Below are 17,100 nucleotides of genomic sequence, written 5' to 3' on the forward strand. Positions count from 1 at the left end.
GCCATCATTCGTCGGTCAGCCGCCTACGCCGGTCAGCCGCCCCGTCGGACCTGGGTCAGCGCCGCCCCGGCGATGACGATCACGGCGCCCACCGGTGTGGTCCAGTGCAGTGACTCCCCGAGCACCGCCACTCCCGCGGCCGTCGCGATGACGGGGATGAAGTAGGTGACCATCTGAGCCGTGGTGGGGCCGACCTCCGCCACCAGCCCGTACTGGATCAGCACCGCGAGTCCCGTGCCCAGCGCGCCGAGCGCGGCGACGGCCAGCAGCGGCACCACGGCGAAGTGCGCGGGGAAACTCGTGAACAGCGGGGTCACCACGGCGAGCTGGACCGTCGCGAGCAGCAGTTGCGCGCCCGTCATCGACAGGTGGGAGTTCCCGGTGCCGGCCAGCGTCCGCCGCACGTAGATCCAGCCGACCGGATAGCTCAGCGAGGCCAGCAGCGCCATCCCCGTCCCCGTGGCGTCCAGGCCCTGGAAACCCTGCCAGGCGCCGAGCACCGTCAGCACCCCGAGGAAGCCGAGGCCGAGCCCCGCGACCCGCACCCGGGTGGGCCGGTCCTCGGACAGTGCGACCAGCGACAGGATCATGCCCCACAGCGGTGACGTGGCGTTGCAGACGCCGGCCAGCGTGGACGGGATCGTCAGCTCGGCGAAGGCGAAGAGGGAGAACGGCAGGGCGTTGAGGAAGAATGCGGCGACCGCCATGTGGGCCCACGTCCGCCCGCCGCGCGGCAGGCGCTCCCGCTTCACGGCCATCGCCGCCGCCAGCACCGCCGTACCGAAGACCAGCCGCCCGAGGGTGACCTGGAACGGCGCGTAACCCTCCGTCCCCACCTTGATCAACAGAAAGCTGAAGCCCCAGATCAGCGACAGCGCGCCGAAGCGGAGACGCCAGTCGAGGCGCGGGCCGGGGACGGCCGGGGAGGGGGACCGGGGCGGGGCGGAGGAGGTGACGGTGCTGCTGCTCATGACGTCAACGATGCGGCCAACAATCTCGTAGCACAATCGAGATTTCCCACCGAATACCTCTTAGAATCACTTACATGTTGAACCTGGAGCGCCTGCGCACCCTCGACGCCCTCGCCCGGCACGGATCGGTCAGCGCCGCCGCCGAAGCGCTGCACGTCACCACCTCCGCGGTCTCGCAGCAGCTCGGCAAGCTGGAGCGGGAGGTCGCCCAGCAGCTCCTTGCCAAGAACGGGCGCGGTGTGCGGCTCACCGACGCCGGCCGGCTGCTGTCCGAGCACGCGGCCCGCATCCTCTCGCAGGTGGAACTCGCCCAGTCCGACCTGGAGGCGCACCGCGGACAGGTCGTCGGCGAACTCCGGCTCTCCGCGTTCCCCACCGCCGCCCGCGGCCTCTTCCCCACCGCGCTCGCCGGGCTCCGCGCCGAACACCCGGGGCTGCGGGTGCGCTCCAGCGAACTGGAACCGGAGAACGGCATCGCCGGCGTCGTGCGCGGCGACCTCGACCTCGCGGTCGTCCTCGACTGGTACAACAAGCCGATGCCCGTGCCCGACGGCCTGGTCAAGGCGCCCCTGCTGGACGACCCGGCCGACGTCGCCCTGCCCGTGGGGCACCGGCTCGCGGACCGGGAGGAGGTGGACCTCGCCGAGTTCGCCGAGGACGAGTGGATCACCTGGGGTGAGGGCGAGTTCTGCCACGAGTGGCTCATCTTCACCCTGCGCTCGAAGGGCGTCGAGCCGATCGTCGGCCACCGGGCCGGTGAGACCCACACCCAGCTCGGCCTGGTCGCCGCCGGACTGGGCGTGTGCATCGCCCCGCTGCTCGGGCGCGACCCGGTGCCGCCGGGGGTCGTCATGGTCCCGCTCGCCCAGCGCGTGCGCCGGCACGTCTACGTCGTCTGGCGGGCCGACGCCGACCGCCGCCCCTCCATCCGCGCCGCCGTCGGCGCCCTCAGGGCGGCGGCCCGGCAGTTCGGCTGAGCCCCACGGGCCTCCGGCGCCAGGTGCCGCAAGATCAGGAAGCGCCCAGCTTCCGGAAGTCCCAGGAGACGGTCTTCTCCGGCGTCAGCCGCACCCAGGCGTGCCGCCCGTCGTGCGGCATCTCGTCCAGGCCGAAGTTCTTGCGCGCGAACAGCGTCTCGGCGGTGTCCAGTTCGGCGCACAGCTCCCCGGTGCGCGGGGCCTCGCCCACGAACTCCACCCGCCCGGACAGCTCGACGCCGCGCAACTGGTCGTACTCCTCGCCCGAGTCGACCACGACCGCCACCCGCGGGTCGCGGCGCAACTGCGCCCAGCGCCTGCTGCGCACCACCGAGTACAGCCACAGCGACGCGCCGTCCCAGGCGAACCACAGCGCGCTGACGTGCGGTGCGCCGTCCGCCGAGACGGTCGCCACCCGGCAGGTCCGCTGCGCGGTGAGAAACGCGTCCAGCTCGCCCGGCGTCATCATGATCTTCCGGCCCCGGCGCTGTTCGGTGACGGTCATGCGGTCCCTCTTCTCCCACGTCGTGCCAGAGGCTTCCCTTGACTCCCGTACCGGAGCTGATCCTCTGACATCACGTCAGAAAAGGGAATGGGGCGTCTTCCCCTCGCACGCCCCGCTGGTTACGCTCGCCGCCCGCATCGTGTCGACAAGCCCGCGTGTACAGGCCGGTGCGGGCAAGCCCGAGTGGACAAGACCGTTCGGACAAGGGGGCGTCATGCCGTCGTACGACCGCCTCGGCGAGCTGCTCGATCCCGCCGGCACCGTCCTGCTCACCGTCGAGTGCCAGCAGGGGGTGGTCGGCCCGGACGGAGCGCTGCCCGACCTGGCCCGCGAGGCCCGGAGCGCCGTGGGCAACGTGGCCCGGCTGGTCGCCGCCGCGCACGCGAGCGGGGTCCAGGTGATCCACGCCGTCGCCGAACGCCGACCGGACGGCCGGGGCGCGAGCCGCAACGCCCGCCTGTTCCGCGCCGCCGAACGGCTGCCCGTGCGGCAGCTGACCGGCACCGCCGCGGTGCGCGTCGCACCGCCCATCGAGGTCGCGCGGGAGGACATCGTCGTACGACGGCTGCACGGCCTCTCCCCGGTCCAGGGCACCGAGGTCGACGCCCTGCTGCGCAACCTCGGCTGCCGCACGCTGATCGTCACCGGCGTCTCGGCCAACGTCGCGATCCCCAACGCCGTGTTCGACGCCGTCAACCGCGGCTACACCGCCGTCGTCCCGGCCGACGCCATCGCGGGCGTGCCCGCCGACTACACCGACGCGATGATCCGCAACACCCTCGCGCTGGTCGCCACGGTGACCAGCACCGAGGACGTGCTCCGCCATCTCGGACGGTCGCGCGGGACTGCCTGAGGGCTCAGGCCAGCGCGATCTCGTCGCCGGACACGGTGATCTTCTCGGCCGGCAGCGCCTGCGTCGCGGGGCCCTGTTTCACACTGCCGTCCTCGACCGAGAAGTGGCTCTTGTGGCAGGGGCAGATGATCGCGCCGTCGGCGATCGTGGTCACCGCGCAGCCCTGATGGGTGCACTTCGACGAGAACGCCTTGAACGTGCCCGCAGTGGGCTGGGTGACCACCACGCCGTGGTCCTTGAAGATCTTGCCGCCGCCCTCCGGGATGTCCGAGGTCTTGGCGAGCGAGGTGCTCCCGGCCGCGCCATCGGCCTGCGCCCCTGTCGAACCCGACGACCCCGTCGAGCCGGAGGACCCGGACGAGCCCGAGCCCGTCGTGACGCTGTTCGACGAGTCGGCGCCCGACCCGCACGCGGTCAGCGCGGCGGCGAGCCCCGCCGCTCCGGCCGCCGCCGCGACGACGGTACGGCGGGTCGGTCCCGGCGTGGGACGGGGCGATGCGCTGCTCATGACGGTTTCCCTTCGCGGAGCTTGCTCGTGATCCGCCCAGGGGTACGGGCCACGGGCACCACCCGTTCAGCGAGGACCCCGGATCCGCGGCCCGCACACCAGTAACCTGGGGCGATGCTCAAGGAAGTCACCGTGACCCGCTACATCACGCCCCTGCGTGAGGGCGGTTCGCTGCCGGGGCTCGTCGAGGCCGACGACTTCGGGACCTACGTCATCAAGTTCACCGGCGCCGGCCAGGGCCGCAAGACGCTCGTCGCCGAGGTGGTGTGCGGCGAACTCGCCCGCCGGCTCGGCTTCCGGATGCCCCGGCTGGTCACCCTCCACCTCGACGCCGTCCTCGGACTCGGCGAGCCCGAACAGCAGGTCCAGGAGCTGCTCAGGTCCAGCGGCGGCACCAACCTCGGCATGGACTTCCTCTCCGGCGTCCTCGGCTTCGACCCGCTGGCCTTCCCGGTGGACCCGGCGGAGGCCGGCCGGATCGTCTGGTTCGACGCGCTCGTCAACAACGTCGACCGCTCCTGGCGCAACCCCAACCTGCTGGTGCACCGCGGCGAGCTGTGGCTCATCGACCACGGCGCCACGATGATCTGGCACCACAACTGGCCCTCCGCCGCCGCCTCCGCGGCCCGCCCCTACGACGCCTCGGACCACGCCCTCGCCCGCTGCGCACCCGACGTCGCGGCCGCGGCGGCCGAGCTGGCGCCCCTGGTCACCGAGGACCTGCTCGCCGAGGTCACCGCCGCGGTACCCGACGCCTGGCTCGCCGACGAACCCGGCTTCACCGGCCCCGACGACCTGCGCCGGGCCTACGCGCGGCCGCTCCTCGCGCGGGCCGCCGTCGTCCATGAGCGCATCACCGGCATCGAGGAGGGCGCGTGAGCGAGCACCACATCCACATGGCCGGACATGTCGTCGAGCGCCACATCACCCGGGCGGGCCAGGGTGGCGACCGGGACGTGTTCGAGTACGCGCTGCTGCGGGTCGTACCCCGCGTCGAGCGGGGGGAGTGCATCAACGCGGGCGTGCTCGTCTACTGCCGCGCCCACGCCTACGTCGGCGCCCGCACCCACCTCGACGAGGCCCGGCTGCTCGCGCTCGACCCGCGGGCCGATGTGGCCGGGGTGCGGGCCGCGCTCGGCGCCGTCGAGCGCGTGTGCGAGGGCGGGGACGGGGCGGGGCAGGCGGCCCGCGACGACGCCGGGCGGCGCTTCCGCTGGCTGATCGCGCCGCGTTCCACGGTCCTGCGGCCGGGGCCGGTGCACACCGGGCTGACCGTCGATCCGGCCGCCGAGGCCGAGCGCCTGCTGGACCTCCTGGTGAGGTAATGGATCACACCGCCACGTGTGCCGTTGACACCGGGTGCCAAGGCTTCTAGCGTCACGTGCGGAGAAGGTACTAAGCGGTCGCTCACCGCATGACGAAGGTCCCGCCGGGGCCTGACAGGTTCTCTCAAGGGCGAGGAGAAGCAGCAATGTCCACCACTGAACAGCGGGTCGCGATCGTCACCGGCGCGGCGCGCGGCATCGGCGCCGCCACCGCCGTACGACTGGCCGCCGGGGGGCGCGCGGTCGCCGTGATCGACCTCGACGAGGCCGCCTGCAAGGACACGGTCGAGAAGATCACCGCGGCCGGCGGCAAGGCCATCGCGGTCGGCGCCGACGTCTCCGACGAGGCGCAGGTCGCCGCGGCCGTGGCGCGCGTCGCCGACGAGCTGGGCGCTCCGACCATCCTCGTCAACAACGCCGGCGTGCTCCGCGACAACCTGCTGTTCAAGATGAGCGTCTCCGACTGGGACACCGTCATGAGCGTGCACCTGCGCGGCTCCTTCCTGATGACCAAGGCCGTCCAGAAGCACATGGTCGACGCCGGCTTCGGCCGCGTCGTCAACCTGTCCTCGTCCTCGGCGCTCGGCAACCGCGGCCAGGTCAACTACTCGGCCGCCAAGGCCGGACTCCAGGGCTTCACCAAGACCCTCGCGATCGAGCTGGGCAAGTTCGGCATCACCGCCAACGCCGTCGCCCCCGGCTTCATCGCCACCGAGATGACCAAGGCCACCGCCGACCGCGTCGGCATGGGCTTCGACGACTTCAAGAAGGCCGCCGCCACCCAGATCCCGGTGCAGCGCGTCGGTGAGCCCGAGGACATCGCGAACGCCATCGCCTTCTTCACCGGCGAGGCCGCCGGATTCGTCTCCGGCCAGGTGCTGTACGTCGCCGGCGGACCGCTCGACTAGGGGATGACGGATCATGACTGAACTCCCCGAGCTCTCGGGACGCGCCGCGCTCGTCACCGGCGCCAGCCGCGGCATCGGCTACGGCATCGCCGAGGCCCTGGTCGCCCGCGGCGACCGCGTGTGCATCACCGGCCGCAACGAGGACGCCCTGAAGGAGGCCGTCGAGACGCTCGGCTCCGACCGGGTCATCGGCGTCGCCGGCAAGGCCCACGACCTCGACCACCAGAGCGAGGCCGTCGCCCGCACCATGGAGGCCTTCGGCCGCGTCGACTTCCTGGTCAACAACGCCGGCACCAACCCGGTGTTCGGGCCGATCGCCGACCTCGACCTGAACGTCGCCCGCAAGGTGTTCGAGACCAACGTCGTCTCGGCGCTCGGCCTCGCCCAGAAGACCTGGCACGCCTGGCAGAAGGACAACGGCGGCGCCATCGTCAACATCGCCTCCATCGCGGGCCTCGCGCCCTCACCCTTCATCGGCGCCTACGGCATCAGCAAGGCGGCGATGATCAACCTCACCCAGCAGTTGGCGCACGAGTTCGCGCCGAAGGTACGGGTCAACGCCATCGCCCCGGCCGTCGTCAAGACCAAGTTCGCCCAGGCCCTGTACGAGGGCCGGGAGGCCGAGGCGGCCGCCGCCTACCCGCTCGGCCGGCTCGGCGTGCCCTCCGACATCGGCGGAGCCGCCGCCTTCCTCACCTCCGAGCAGTCCGCCTGGGTCACCGGTCAGACGCTCGTCGTGGACGGCGGCCTCTTCCTCAACGCCGGCGTGTGATCACCACGTTCCGGGCGCCGCGCCTGCCATGAGCGGCGCCCGGAACGCCGTACAAGATCGGGACGTCCGGATGACAACGTAGTCATCGCGAAATCGATCAAGAACCCCTGTTCCAGGGGTGGTTCACGGCACGGGGCGCTGCGGTATGGTCTGCCGACCCTTGGTATGGCAGATCGAGGAGCGTGCGCGTGTTCAACCGGAACCGATTCCTGCGGAGAGTCGCGGCGATCGCGTCCATATCCCTGGTGGCCGGATGCGGTCTGCTGTCGAACGGCTCCGACAGCGAGGGCACGATCGTCGTGGGCACCACCAGCGCCCCGAGCACGCTGGACCCCGCGGCCTCCTGGGACGGCTCGTGGGAGCTGTTCCGCAACATCTACCAGACCCTCCTCGCCTACCCCAGCGGTGCGACCACCCCGCAGCCCGACGCCGCCGAGAGCTGCTCCTTCACGGACAACAGCAGCCGCACCTACCGCTGCACGCTGCGCGCCGGCATGAAGTTCGCCGACGGCGACGCGCTGGACGCCAAGGCCGTCCAGCACTCCATCGACCGCATCCGCACCATCAACGCCCCCAGCGGTCCGGCCGGGCTGCTCGGCAGCCTGGACAGCGTCGACACCAAGGGTGACCGCGAGGTGGTCTTCCACCTCAACAAGCCCGACGCGACCTTCCCGTTCGTGCTGGCCACCCCCGCCATGTCGATCGTCGACCCCGACGACTACCCCGCGAACTCCCTGCGCAAGGACGACAAGGTCTACGGCTCCGGCCCGTACCAGCTCAAGTCGTACGACGAGGGCAAGGAGGCCGTCCTCGTCCGCAACGACAACTACAAGGGCTTCGCCAAGCGGCAGAACGACGCGGTGACCATCCGCTACTTCCAGGACTCCTCCGAGATGGTCAAGGCACTGCGTGACAAGCAGATCGACGTGACCTACCGGGGCCTGGCCGCCGACGACATCATCGCCCTGCAGAAGCACGGCAACAGCGACCTGCAACTGGTCGACGGCGCCGGCATCGACATCAGCTACCTGGTCTTCAACCCCAAGGACTCCTGGGCCAAACAGCCGGCCGTCCGCAAGGCCGTCGCCCAGGTCATCGACCGCGGGGCGATCGCGCACAAGGTCTACAAGGACACCGTCGACCCGCTGTACTCCATGGTCCCCAAGGGCCTGACCGGTCACACCACCGGCTTCTTCGACGACTACGGCTACCCGAGCGTCTCCAAGGCCCGGTCGATCCTCAAGGACGCGGGCATCACCCAGAAGGTCCCGCTCACCTTCTGGTACACCACCGACCGCTACGGCTCCGAGACCGGCCTGATGTTCAAGGAGCTCAAGCGGCAGCTGGACGACTCCGGGCTGTTCACGATCACGCTCCAGAGCCGCCCCTGGAAGAGCTACGTGGTCGGCTACCAGAAGGGCGAGTACCCGGTGTTCGGCCGCGGCTGGTTCCCGGACTTCCCCGACGCCGACAACTTCATCGCCCCGTTCGTGGGGCAGCAGAACGCCCTCGGCACGCCGTACCCGGCGCCGGAGATCACCAACAAGCTGCTGCCGCACTCCCGCCGCGAGAGCGACCGCGGCCAGGTGGTCAAGGACCTGGAGCAGGCGCAGCAGATCCTGGTCAACGACGCCCGGTTGATCCCGCTGTGGCAGGGCCGGCAGTACGTGGCCGCCAGCGACGACATCTCGGGCGGCGAGCAGGCCCTCGACCCGTCGACGATCATGGAGATGTGGATGCTCCACCGCAAGACCAGCTGGTGACCCGGCGAAGCGCCCTCGCGGCACCGGTTGTCAGTGGTCGCCTGTAGGTTCTGAAGCCTGGAAGTGACCGCACACCGTGGTTGATTGACACCGTGAGGACGTTGACGTGACCGACATCGCCATGCTGCCCGAGTCCTGGCGCGGGGTTCTGGGTGACGAGCTGCAGCAGCCCTACTTCAAGGAGCTGACCGAGTTCGTCGAGGAGGAGCGGGCGAAGGGCCCCGTCTATCCGCCGCGCGAGGAGGTCTTCGCCGCGCTGGAGGCGACGCCGTACGACAAGGTCAAGGTCCTCGTCCTCGGCCAGGACCCGTACCACGGCGAGGGCCAGGGCCACGGCCTGTGCTTCTCCGTCCGGCCCGGAGTGAAGACGCCGCCCTCCCTGCGGAACATCTACAAGGAGATGCGTGAGGAGCTGGGCCTGGAGGTTCCGGACAACGGCTACCTGATGCCGTGGGCCGAGCAGGGCGTCCTGCTGCTCAACGCGGTGCTCACGGTGCGGGCCGGCGAGGCCAACTCGCACAAGGCCCGCGGCTGGGAGAAGTTCACCGACGCGGTGATCCGCGCGGTCGTCTCACGCCCCGACCCGGCGGTCTTCGTTTTGTGGGGCAACTACGCCCAGAAGAAGCTCCCGCTGATCGACGAGACCCGGCACACCGTGGTCAAGGGCGCCCACCCCTCCCCCCTCTCCGCCAAAAAATTCTTCGGCTCCCGCCCCTTCACCCAGATCAACGAGGCCATCGCCCACCAGGGCCACACCCCCATCGATTGGCGCATCCCGAACCTGGGCTGAAAGGCGCCCCGAGGTGCAGCGCCCCGAAGGGGCGCGGGGAACTGCGCGACCAGCCCCCACCGGCCCGCAGTCGGCCACCGGCCATCGCACAACGGCGCTGCCTGCCCCCGTTTCCCGGCGGAGCCATCTAGCCTCGGCCACGACACAACGGCCAACAGCCCGGAGGGCCCCGTGGCGGAGCGACAGGAGCGGACGGCGCCGGACACCGTGCCGACCCGGATCGGTCAGGTCGTGATGCTGCATCACGGCGGCGACCGCGAAGAGGCCCGCAGCCGCTTCCTGCGGCTGTGGGCCGAACTCGGCGAACACGGCGACCCCCTGCACCGCTGCACCCTGGCCCACTACCTCGCCGACACCCAGGACGACCCCGCCGACGAACTCGCCTGGGACCTGCGGGCCCTGTCCGCAGCCGAGGAACTGGCGGACGGCCGCTCCACCGCCGGCCCCTCGGAGCTGCGCGGCTTCTACCCGTCGCTGCACCTCAACCTGGCCGCCGACTACCTCAAGCTGGGCCGCTCCGAGGCCGCCCGCGCGCACCTGAACCGGGCCCGCCGCGCGGCCGGCGCCCTCACCGACGACGACTACGGCCACGGCGACGGCGTCCGCGCGGCCATCAGCCGGCTCGAACTGAGGCTGGACGACGACGGACCGCCCGGCGGCGAGTCCTGGGGCCGGCCGCGCCGCCCCAGCTGATGCACTCCGGCCGGTGTCCGCCGGCCCGGCTGACACCGGCCGACGGACACCCTCAGCGGCCGTACGCCTGCTTGCAGATCACCGCCTCGGGACTGTCCTGGTGCCAGCCGCCGTACTTCTTGCCGAGCGCGCACACGTCCGGGCCCGCGGGAACGGAGTGGGAGAGGCGCGGCAGGTCGACCCGAGCATGCCCCGAGTGCTCGGGGTGCTCCGGACGCGGCCGGGGAGGCGCGGGCGCGGCCGGCGGACGGTGCGCGGCCGGGGGGCCGGGCGCTGCCCGGTGCCCGGACGCGTGCTGTTCCCGGTGCGGGCCGACCATCTCCAGTGCCTCCTGGGCGGGTGCCTGCACCACGCGCGGCTCGGTGCTGCCGTCCGGCCGGGGCGCCGACGGCTGTACGGGCGCCGAGTCCGGCGCGGCTGCCGGGGCCGCCGGGCGCTGGACCGTCACACAGCCGGAGAGGGCCGAGACGGCCACGGTGACCAGGAGCGCTGCGGTCGTCGTCGTTCGATGCACCGCGCCACTGTGCTGGCTCGGCCCCCGACTCCGCACCGAAGACCGGAGGTTGCTGCCCCCGTACGGGTGATCTCGTACCCCGTACGAGGGGAACCGGCGTGCCGACGGTGACGTCTGCCGCTCCTCAGTCTCCGGTGGCGCCGTCGATCCGCTCCCGGATGAGGTCGGCATGGCCGTTGTGCCGGGCGTACTCCTCGATCATGTGGGTGTAGATCCAGCGGAGGCTGAACGCCTGCCGGGAGTTGTGGCTCAGCCCCTTGGAGAAGTCGTCGAGCGTGAGACCGTCGGTATGCCGGCGGGCGGTCGCGATCTGCTCCTGCCAGGTGGCGTGGGCCTCCTTCCAGGTGTCCGCCTCGGTGACGTGGAAGTCGCCGTCGCGGTCCTCCTCCGTGCAGTACAGCTCGCCCGGTTCCACGCCCAGCAGCACCTCGTGGAACCAGTACCGCTCCACCTCCGCCATGTGCCGGACCAGGCCCATCAGCGACATGGCGGAGGGTTCGACGGCCGCGGTGCGCAGTTGCGCGTCGGTCAGCCCGTCGCACTTCCAGGCGAGGGTCCGGCGGTGGTAGTCCAGCCAGCCGTCCAGCATGGCGCGCTCGCCCGCGTCGAGGGCGGGCTCTTCCCGTTCGATGGTCATGCCTGCATCATTTCCCAACCCACCGGCACCCACCACGCGTTTTCGCCGGGGGAGCGCCGGCCCGCGGTCCCCGTATGCTTCCCGCAGGGAACCCGCAGGCAACCCGGTAGGGGAGAAGCACGTGAAGGTCGGCTGCATCGGACTCGGGGACATCGCGCAGAAGGCGTACCTGCCGGTGCTGGCGAGCCAGGCGGGGGTCGAACTGCACCTCCAGACCCGCACGCCCGCCACGCTCGCCCGCGTCGCCGACACCCTCCACCTGCCCGGGGGACAGCGGCACACCACCCTGGACTCCCTGCTCGCGCAGGGCCTCGACGCCGCCTTCGTGCACGCGCCGACCGCGGTCCACCCGCAGATCGTCACCCGGCTCCTGGAGGCGGGCGTACCCACCTACGTGGACAAGCCACTCGCCTACGAACTGACCGACTCCGAGCGCCTGGTGGACCTCGCCGAGCAGCGCGGCGTCTCGCTCCTCGTCGGCTTCAACCGGCGGTACGCCCCAGGTTACGCGCAGTGCCTGGAGCATCCGCGTGAGCTGATCATCATGCAGAAGAACCGGGTGGGGCTGCCCGAGGAGCCCCGCTCGATGATCCTGGACGACTTCATCCACGTCGTCGACACCCTGCGGTTCCTGGTGCCCGGCCCGGTCGACGACGTCACCGTGCGCGCCCGCACCGAGGGCGGCCTGCTGCACCACGTCGTGCTCCAGCTCGCCGGGGACGGCTTCACCGCGCTCGGCGTGATGAACCGGCTCAGCGGCTCCACGGAAGAGATCCTGGAGGTCTCCGGTCAGGACACCAAGCGCCAGGTGCTCAACCTCGCCGAGGTCGTCGACCACAAGGGGCAGCCGACGCTGCGGCGGCGCGGCGACTGGGTGCCGGTGGCCCGCCAGCGCGGCATCGAGCAGGCCGTCCTCGGCTTCCTCGACGCCGTCCGCGCCGGCAAGGTGCTCAGCGCCCGGGACGCGCTGGCGACTCACGAACTGTGCGAGCGGGTCGTACGAGCGGTGCGGCCCCCGTCCTCCGCAGCCTGAGGGCCCGCATCCCCTCGGTGGCGCACAGCGCGGCCAGCACCAGCAGGGCGCCGTGCACCGGCCAGTCGCCGTAGCGGACGTACGGGGTGACGCCGTGCGCGAGCGGTACATCGTACACGCGCGCGGTGGACGCGTCCGTGCCGAGCCACGGGCCGAGACGCTGCCCGTCCGGGCCGTAGACGGCGGAGACACCGGTGAGGGTGGCGTGCACCATCGGACGGCCCGTCTCGGCGGCGCGCAGCGCGGCCAGCGAGGCATGCTGCTCCGGGGCCCAGCTGCCCTGGAACGACGACGTGGAGGACTGGCCGAGCAGCACGTCGGCACCGTCCTCGGCGAGATGCCGGCTCATGTCGGGGAACGCGGTCTCGAAGCACACGAGCGGGCCGACGCGCAGCCCGTGCCCGACGTCCATCACGACCTGCTCGGTGCCGCGCCTGCGGTCCTCGCCGGCCGCCTTGCCGACCGAAGTGGCCCAGCCGAGCAGCGAGCGGGCCGGGATGTACTCGCCGAACGGGATGAGCCGCATCTTGTCGTACCGGTCGCCGGTGAGGCCGTTCGGGCCGACCAGGATCGAACTCTTGTAGATGCCGGGCCGGTCGGAGCGCCGGGCGTCCACGTTGACCAGGATGTCGGCGCCGGTTCGCCGGGACAGCGCGGAGATCCGCCGGGCCAGGTCGGGCCGGTCGCCCAGGTCGAAACCGACGCTGGACTCGCCCCACACGATCAGGTCGACGTGCTGAGCGGCGAGCCGCCGCGTGAGCTGCTCCTCGCGGTCGAAGCGCTTCTCACCGCTGTCCTGTCCGCCCACGATGCCCGGCTGCACGATGGCGATCCGGACCCGCCCGTCCACGTCCGGGCGCGGTGCCCACGCCCAGGCCGCCGAGGTCGCGGCCGCCGTGGCGACCAGGGAGGCCAGCGCCGGCACCCGGGCCTCGCGCACCGAGACCAGCACCGCCGCCGCCACGTTGACCGCCACCACCAGGAAACTGAGCAGCCACACCCCGCCCACCGACGCCAGCCGCAGCGCCGGGCCCACCTGCCACTGGCTGGAGCCGAGCATGCCCCACGGCCCGCCGAGGCCCTGCCAGGAGCGGACCAGCTCCACCACCAGCCACACCGAGGGCAGCACCAGCAGCGCGGCCGCGCCCCGCCCGGGCGACGGCACCCCGCCGAGGAAGCGTCGGATCAGCCAGCCCCAGGGCGCCCAGAGCGCGCCGAGCAGGGCCGCTATCAGGAAGATGAACACGTGCAGGCTGGGCAGCAGCCAGTGGTGCACGGCCACCAGGAACCCGAAGCCGCCGCACCAGCCGTCGTACGCCGCCCGCCGTCCGGTCGGCGCCGAGCGGGCCAGCAGGATCCACGGCACCAGGGCGACGTACGCGAACCACCACAACGACGGCGCGGGAAACGCGAACACGGGCAGGGCCCCCGCCAGAGCGGCCACGCCGGAACGCCGCCACGGGGACGCCGACCAGCGCTCGAACACCCTCATACGGAGCCTCCCTACCCAGGGCTGACTCCAGTGTGCGCGCCGAAAGCGATCTACGACAGAGGGCGTGGCTACGGCTCAGGCCGGGTCGCCGGGGGTCCTGTCGGGCAGACGGCGCCACTTCTCCTCGACGACCACGGTGCGCAGCCGCCACCCGCCCTCGGTACGCAGCAGCCCGAAGTCGTACCGGCCGCCGCAGACGAAGTCCGGCGCCGAGGAGCCGTCGTCGGTCGCCGCCGCGAACCGCATCGGGTTGAGGTAGTCGGCGCGGACCCGCGCGGTGTCCCCGGTGTCGTGCTCCAGCACCCCGAACCTGAGCCGCCGGTTGACGATGAGGTGCTGCCGCATCGGGAACATCCCCAGGTTCTCGGCGAGCCACCCGGCGATCCGGACGGCGTCGCCCTCAATGCCGCCCGCCGAGCGGTAGTCGGCCCGGCCGTCCGCCGTGAACAGCCCCCGGTACGCCGCCCAGTCGCCGTCGTCGACGGCCGACGCGTACTCGGTGACCACCTCGTCCACGGCCAGCCGGTCCATCACGGTAGCGAGCTCCACGCGCTGCGTCATCGGCTCAGTGTTGGGCACCGGGGGCGGGGAACCAAGAGGGCATGCCGGAAATTCGGTGGTGGGAGCACGGGAAAGGGCGCGAACCTGTCCAGGTGAACGATCAGCCGGCGGCGACCGAACCGAAGTTCCGCGTCCGGGCCGCCCACACCGAGTCCACGCTCACCGTCTACCAGGCCTACCGCCCGGAGATCGGCGGCCCGGCGGCCCGCACCGGCCGCTTCCCGTCCTCCTGGAAGCGGGACCGGATGACGTGGATCAAGCCGTCCTTCCTGTGGATGATGTACCGCTGCGGCTGGGGCACCAAGGAGGGGCAGGAGACCGTCCTGGCCGTCGAGATCGACCGCGCGGGCTTCGAGTGGGCCCTGCGCCACGCCTGTCTGTCGCACTACGTGCGCGGGCTGCACGACGACGAGGCGGCGTGGAAGCGTGATCTGCGGCGGTCCCCGGCCCGCGTCCAGTGGGATCCGGAGCGGGACCTGCACCACAACCCCCTGCCGCACCGCTCGCTGCAGCTCGGTCTCGCCGGTGAGGCGACCGCCCGGTACGCCGACGAGTGGATCACCGGCATCGAGGACGTGACCCCGCTGGCCACGGAGATCCACGCGCTGGTGCGGGCCGGCGACCTGGACGGGGCGGCGCGGCTGCTGCCCGAGGAGCGGCCGTACCCGGTGCCGGACGAGGCCCTCGCACACCTGCGGGCGTAGGCTCCCGGTCCCGGGCGCGGTCCTGTGGGGCTACTCCACCTCGACGCCGTAGTCCCGCACGAGTTCCGCGAGGCCGCCCGCGTAGCCCTTGCCGCCGAGGACGAAGTCCCAGTCCCCGTTGGGCCTGCGGCGGAAGGACCCGAGGACCAGGGCGGTCTCGTGGGGCCGGCCGTCGGAGACGTCGAGCCGGCTCAGTTCGGTCATGCCCGGGTCGAGCAGCCGGATCTGGGCGTCGGTGAAGCCCGAGAGGTCGGCGTCCGGATCCACCTCCGGGTCGACGGCGGCCACGAGGACGAACCGGTCGGCCTCCGGGGGCAGCGCGTCGAAGGAGACACCCAGCGCGGCCCGGTCGGGCGCGGTGGCGGGCAGCGCGTGCACCGAGCCGTCCGGAGTCCCCGGGTTGTTGAAGAAGACGAAGTGGTCGTCGCTGAGGACACGGTTGCCGTGGCAGACGAGCGCGCACACGTCCAGGGCGACCCCACCGGTCCACAGCATGCCCAGGACGTTGTGGTCGGTGGGCAGCCGGGCGCCCGGACCCGGCGCTGACGGCGGTGCCGAGGGGTGGCTCCGCCCCTCGCCCAGGCGGCCGCGCAGCCCGTGCCGGTGCAGCAGGTCGACGAGTTCGGGGCCGGAGACGAGTTCCAGCGGCTTGCCGTTGGCGAACGTGTGCGAGCCGGGGCCGAAACCGGACGTCGTGACGAGGACGCCCTTGTTGGCGCCGGCGTGCTGCACGGTCCCGTACAGGTCACGCACGGCGGTGGGCGGCACGGTGTTGCGGTAGCGCTTCACCTGCACGACGATCTCGCCGCCACGGATCGGTGCCGGGTCCAGCGCCTTCACGTCCACCCCGCCGTCGTTGGAGCGCGTGGTCGTCACCGCCCGCATCCCCATGGCCTCGAAGAGCGCGGCGACGAGGTTCTCGAACGCGATCGGATCCATGTCGTACAGGTCCGGTTCCTCGTCGCCGCCATGGGCCGCGGCGCGGTTCCCGACGTCCTCGGGCCGTCTGCCCGGCCGTACGGCGGTGAGCTGGTCGGGACGGGCCGAGAGCTGCCCCCGCAGCGCGTCCGACAGACAGCCGGCCGCGTCCACCTGCGCGAGGTGCAGGTCACGGAACGAGGCACGCGACACCATGACGGTGGCCAGGACGATGTGGCCCGGCCGGCCCGTCGTGGGGTCATGACCGTCGACGAAGCCGTTCAGGGTCACCGACTCCAGCGCACCCGCGTCGTCGGCGGCGAAGAGTTCGTGCAGCACGAGGAGCACGCACTGGGCGAGCACCCCCCGGTACAGCGCCCGGCGCTGGCCGACGGGCCGAGCGGTCTCCTTGTCCTGGTCCAGCCCCGGCATGTAGCGAACGGACTTCACCTCGGGGACGACGTCGTACGCGGGCAGCTCCCAGTCCAGGACGAGCTGTCGCGCGGGCGCGTCGTAGGCCGCCGCCACCCGGCGCGGGAAGCCATCCGGCCACGCCGTCGACGCGTAGAGGGCGGCGGAGAAGTACTCGACCACGGAATCGGGGTCCCGGCGCCGCACGCCGTCGGTGATCGCGACGATACCGGCGTTGTGCCGCCGCACGTCGGCGAGCTGGGCGTCCGCCCACTGCTGGTACTCCCGCTGGTACGACGCCAGTTGCCGCTGGCGGTGGGCTTCCGCGGCCTGAGCGTCCTGCCAGTCCCGTTCGAACCGGGCCCGCGCCTCGGCCTGGGCCCGGCGGCCCACGCTCCAGCCGCTTTGGGTCTGGTAGCGCTGGAAGTCCGGCATGGGCACCGGCTGCGCCAACGGCCCCGGGGCGAACGGCTGGAGCTGCTCGGGCCGCATGAGGGCGGAGGCCCGGAAGGCCGGCGCTCGGCACCCCGAGGCGAGGAGCCCCTGCAGCGTGGCGACCCGCGCCTCCAGTTCCTCCGTGCGGCGCCGCGCCTCGGCCTGCCGGTAGTCGCGGTGGCTCTGGGCGGCTTGCCGCTGGTGAGCACGCGCTTGCTGTTCCTGCTGCCTTCGTCGCCGGGCTTCGGCCTCGATCTGGCGCTGCTGCTGCCGTTGCATCTCGGCCCAGACACCGACGAGACCGGACGAGCGACGACTCATGTGTTCCAG

19 protein-coding genes are annotated in these 17,100 nt (G+C 72.0%); 11 read left to right on the forward strand and 8 right to left on the reverse strand.

Annotated features, from left to right (window positions below):
- Window positions 1-32: 32 nt before the first annotated feature.
- Window positions 33-971 carry a DMT family transporter gene (locus tag DBP14_RS30310; protein WP_206739382.1) on the reverse strand — a complete coding sequence of 313 codons (939 nt, stop codon included), beginning with the start codon at window positions 969-971 and terminating at the stop codon, window positions 33-35.
- A gap of 74 nt (window positions 972-1,045) precedes the next feature.
- Here DBP14_RS30310 and DBP14_RS30315 point away from each other — a divergent pair, with 74 nt between their 5' ends.
- Entirely contained in the window at window positions 1,046-1,948 is a 903-nt protein-coding gene (locus tag DBP14_RS30315) for a LysR family transcriptional regulator (protein ID WP_129310508.1), read from the forward strand.
- Between the two features lie 34 nt (window positions 1,949-1,982).
- On the opposite strand, the gene DBP14_RS30320 is transcribed toward DBP14_RS30315, so the two are convergent.
- The gene (locus DBP14_RS30320) at window positions 1,983-2,453 is read right to left on the reverse strand and encodes a pyridoxamine 5'-phosphate oxidase family protein (protein ID WP_129310510.1); all 471 of its coding nucleotides are present in this window, start codon (window positions 2,451-2,453) and stop codon (window positions 1,983-1,985) included.
- Between the two features lie 214 nt (window positions 2,454-2,667).
- Between DBP14_RS30320 and DBP14_RS30325 the strand changes: the two genes are divergently transcribed.
- Window positions 2,668-3,306, forward strand: a complete 639-nt coding sequence (locus DBP14_RS30325; RefSeq protein ID WP_129310512.1) for a cysteine hydrolase — start codon at window positions 2,668-2,670, stop codon at window positions 3,304-3,306.
- Window positions 3,307-3,310: 4 nt separating this feature from the next.
- On the opposite strand, the gene DBP14_RS30330 is transcribed toward DBP14_RS30325, so the two are convergent.
- Window positions 3,311-3,814, reverse strand: coding sequence for a Rieske (2Fe-2S) protein (locus DBP14_RS30330; RefSeq protein ID WP_129310514.1), 504 nt, complete (start codon window positions 3,812-3,814; stop codon window positions 3,311-3,313).
- Window positions 3,815-3,928: 114 nt separating this feature from the next.
- On the opposite strand from DBP14_RS30330, the gene DBP14_RS30335 reads away from it, so the two are divergent.
- The 7 genes from DBP14_RS30335 to DBP14_RS30365 all read left to right on the forward strand — a co-directional run bounded on the left by DBP14_RS30335 (window position 3,929) and on the right by DBP14_RS30365 (window position 10,065).
- On the forward strand, window positions 3,929-4,693 hold the full coding sequence (locus DBP14_RS30335) for a HipA family kinase (protein ID WP_129310516.1): 765 nt from the start codon (window positions 3,929-3,931) through the stop codon (window positions 4,691-4,693).
- Window positions 4,690-5,139, forward strand: coding sequence for a DUF3037 domain-containing protein (locus tag DBP14_RS30340; protein WP_129310518.1), 450 nt, complete (start codon window positions 4,690-4,692; stop codon window positions 5,137-5,139). Before DBP14_RS30335 ends, DBP14_RS30340 begins: the two co-directional genes overlap by 4 nt.
- Before the next feature lie 146 nt (window positions 5,140-5,285).
- On the forward strand, window positions 5,286-6,047 hold the full coding sequence (gene fabG / locus DBP14_RS30345; protein WP_129310520.1) for a 3-oxoacyl-ACP reductase FabG: 762 nt from the start codon (window positions 5,286-5,288) through the stop codon (window positions 6,045-6,047).
- Window positions 6,048-6,060: 13 nt separating this feature from the next.
- Window positions 6,061-6,819, forward strand: a complete 759-nt coding sequence (locus DBP14_RS30350) for an SDR family oxidoreductase (protein WP_129310522.1) — start codon at window positions 6,061-6,063, stop codon at window positions 6,817-6,819.
- A 188-nt stretch (window positions 6,820-7,007) separates the two neighbouring features.
- Window positions 7,008-8,582, forward strand: coding sequence for an ABC transporter substrate-binding protein (locus DBP14_RS30355; protein WP_129310524.1), 1,575 nt, complete (start codon window positions 7,008-7,010; stop codon window positions 8,580-8,582).
- A gap of 106 nt (window positions 8,583-8,688) precedes the next feature.
- Complete coding sequence (ung, locus tag DBP14_RS30360) at window positions 8,689-9,372, forward strand: uracil-DNA glycosylase (protein WP_129310526.1); 684 nt, start codon at window positions 8,689-8,691, stop codon at window positions 9,370-9,372.
- Between the two features lie 171 nt (window positions 9,373-9,543).
- Window positions 9,544-10,065, forward strand: coding sequence for a tetratricopeptide repeat protein (locus DBP14_RS30365; RefSeq protein ID WP_129310528.1), 522 nt, complete (start codon window positions 9,544-9,546; stop codon window positions 10,063-10,065).
- 52 nt (window positions 10,066-10,117) lie between these two features.
- On the opposite strand, the gene DBP14_RS30370 is transcribed toward DBP14_RS30365, so the two are convergent.
- Window positions 10,118-10,579, reverse strand: a complete 462-nt coding sequence (locus DBP14_RS30370; RefSeq protein WP_129310530.1) for a hypothetical protein — start codon at window positions 10,577-10,579, stop codon at window positions 10,118-10,120.
- Window positions 10,580-10,703: 124 nt separating this feature from the next.
- The gene (locus tag DBP14_RS30375; protein ID WP_129310532.1) at window positions 10,704-11,216 is read right to left on the reverse strand and encodes a DinB family protein; all 513 of its coding nucleotides are present in this window, start codon (window positions 11,214-11,216) and stop codon (window positions 10,704-10,706) included.
- A gap of 121 nt (window positions 11,217-11,337) precedes the next feature.
- Here DBP14_RS30375 and DBP14_RS30380 point away from each other — a divergent pair, with 121 nt between their 5' ends.
- On the forward strand, window positions 11,338-12,249 hold the full coding sequence (locus tag DBP14_RS30380; RefSeq protein WP_129310534.1) for a Gfo/Idh/MocA family oxidoreductase: 912 nt from the start codon (window positions 11,338-11,340) through the stop codon (window positions 12,247-12,249).
- Here DBP14_RS30380 and lnt read toward each other — a convergent pair.
- Window positions 12,167-13,741, reverse strand: a complete 1,575-nt coding sequence (gene lnt / locus DBP14_RS30385; RefSeq protein WP_129310535.1) for an apolipoprotein N-acyltransferase — start codon at window positions 13,739-13,741, stop codon at window positions 12,167-12,169. The two genes, DBP14_RS30380 and lnt, sit on opposite strands and share 83 nt — an antisense overlap.
- A 75-nt stretch (window positions 13,742-13,816) precedes the next feature.
- Complete coding sequence (locus tag DBP14_RS30390; protein ID WP_129310537.1) at window positions 13,817-14,302, reverse strand: nuclear transport factor 2 family protein; 486 nt, start codon at window positions 14,300-14,302, stop codon at window positions 13,817-13,819.
- Between the two features lie 92 nt (window positions 14,303-14,394).
- Between DBP14_RS30390 and DBP14_RS30395 the strand changes: the two genes are divergently transcribed.
- Window positions 14,395-15,006 carry a DUF4291 domain-containing protein gene (locus tag DBP14_RS30395; RefSeq protein WP_241741070.1) on the forward strand — a complete coding sequence of 204 codons (612 nt, stop codon included), beginning with the start codon at window positions 14,395-14,397 and terminating at the stop codon, window positions 15,004-15,006.
- Window positions 15,007-15,036: 30 nt separating this feature from the next.
- Here the strand turns inward: DBP14_RS30395 and DBP14_RS30400 are convergent, their stop codons facing one another.
- A complete protein-coding gene (locus DBP14_RS30400) occupies window positions 15,037-17,091 on the reverse strand; it encodes a restriction endonuclease (protein WP_206739383.1) in 2,055 nt (684 codons plus the stop codon).
- Window positions 17,092-17,100 lie beyond the last annotated feature (9 nt).

The organism is Streptomyces sp. L2, from assembly GCF_004124325.1.
In the GTDB taxonomy this organism is placed as follows: Bacteria; Actinomycetota; Actinomycetes; order Streptomycetales; family Streptomycetaceae; genus Streptomyces.

Bases quoted from the DNA above. Each gene is read 5' to 3' on its own strand.
- DBP14_RS30310 (WP_206739382.1), bottom strand. From the start codon at position 971: ATGAGCAGCAGCACCGTCACCTCCTCCGCCCCGCCCCGGTCCCCCTCC.
- DBP14_RS30315 (WP_129310508.1), top strand. From the start codon at position 1,046: ATGTTGAACCTGGAGCGCCTGCGCACCCTCGACGCCCTCGCCCGGCAC.
- DBP14_RS30320 (WP_129310510.1), bottom strand. From the start codon at position 2,453: ATGACCGTCACCGAACAGCGCCGGGGCCGGAAGATCATGATGACGCCG.
- DBP14_RS30325 (WP_129310512.1), top strand. From the start codon at position 2,668: ATGCCGTCGTACGACCGCCTCGGCGAGCTGCTCGATCCCGCCGGCACC.
- DBP14_RS30330 (WP_129310514.1), bottom strand. From the start codon at position 3,814: ATGAGCAGCGCATCGCCCCGTCCCACGCCGGGACCGACCCGCCGTACC.
- DBP14_RS30335 (WP_129310516.1), top strand. From the start codon at position 3,929: ATGCTCAAGGAAGTCACCGTGACCCGCTACATCACGCCCCTGCGTGAG.
- fabG (WP_129310520.1), top strand. From the start codon at position 5,286: ATGTCCACCACTGAACAGCGGGTCGCGATCGTCACCGGCGCGGCGCGC.
- DBP14_RS30350 (WP_129310522.1), top strand. From the start codon at position 6,061: ATGACTGAACTCCCCGAGCTCTCGGGACGCGCCGCGCTCGTCACCGGC.
- DBP14_RS30375 (WP_129310532.1), bottom strand. From the start codon at position 11,216: ATGACCATCGAACGGGAAGAGCCCGCCCTCGACGCGGGCGAGCGCGCC.
- lnt (WP_129310535.1), bottom strand. From the start codon at position 13,741: ATGAGGGTGTTCGAGCGCTGGTCGGCGTCCCCGTGGCGGCGTTCCGGC.
- DBP14_RS30390 (WP_129310537.1), bottom strand. From the start codon at position 14,302: ATGACGCAGCGCGTGGAGCTCGCTACCGTGATGGACCGGCTGGCCGTG.
- DBP14_RS30400 (WP_206739383.1), bottom strand. From the start codon at position 17,091: ATGAGTCGTCGCTCGTCCGGTCTCGTCGGTGTCTGGGCCGAGATGCAA.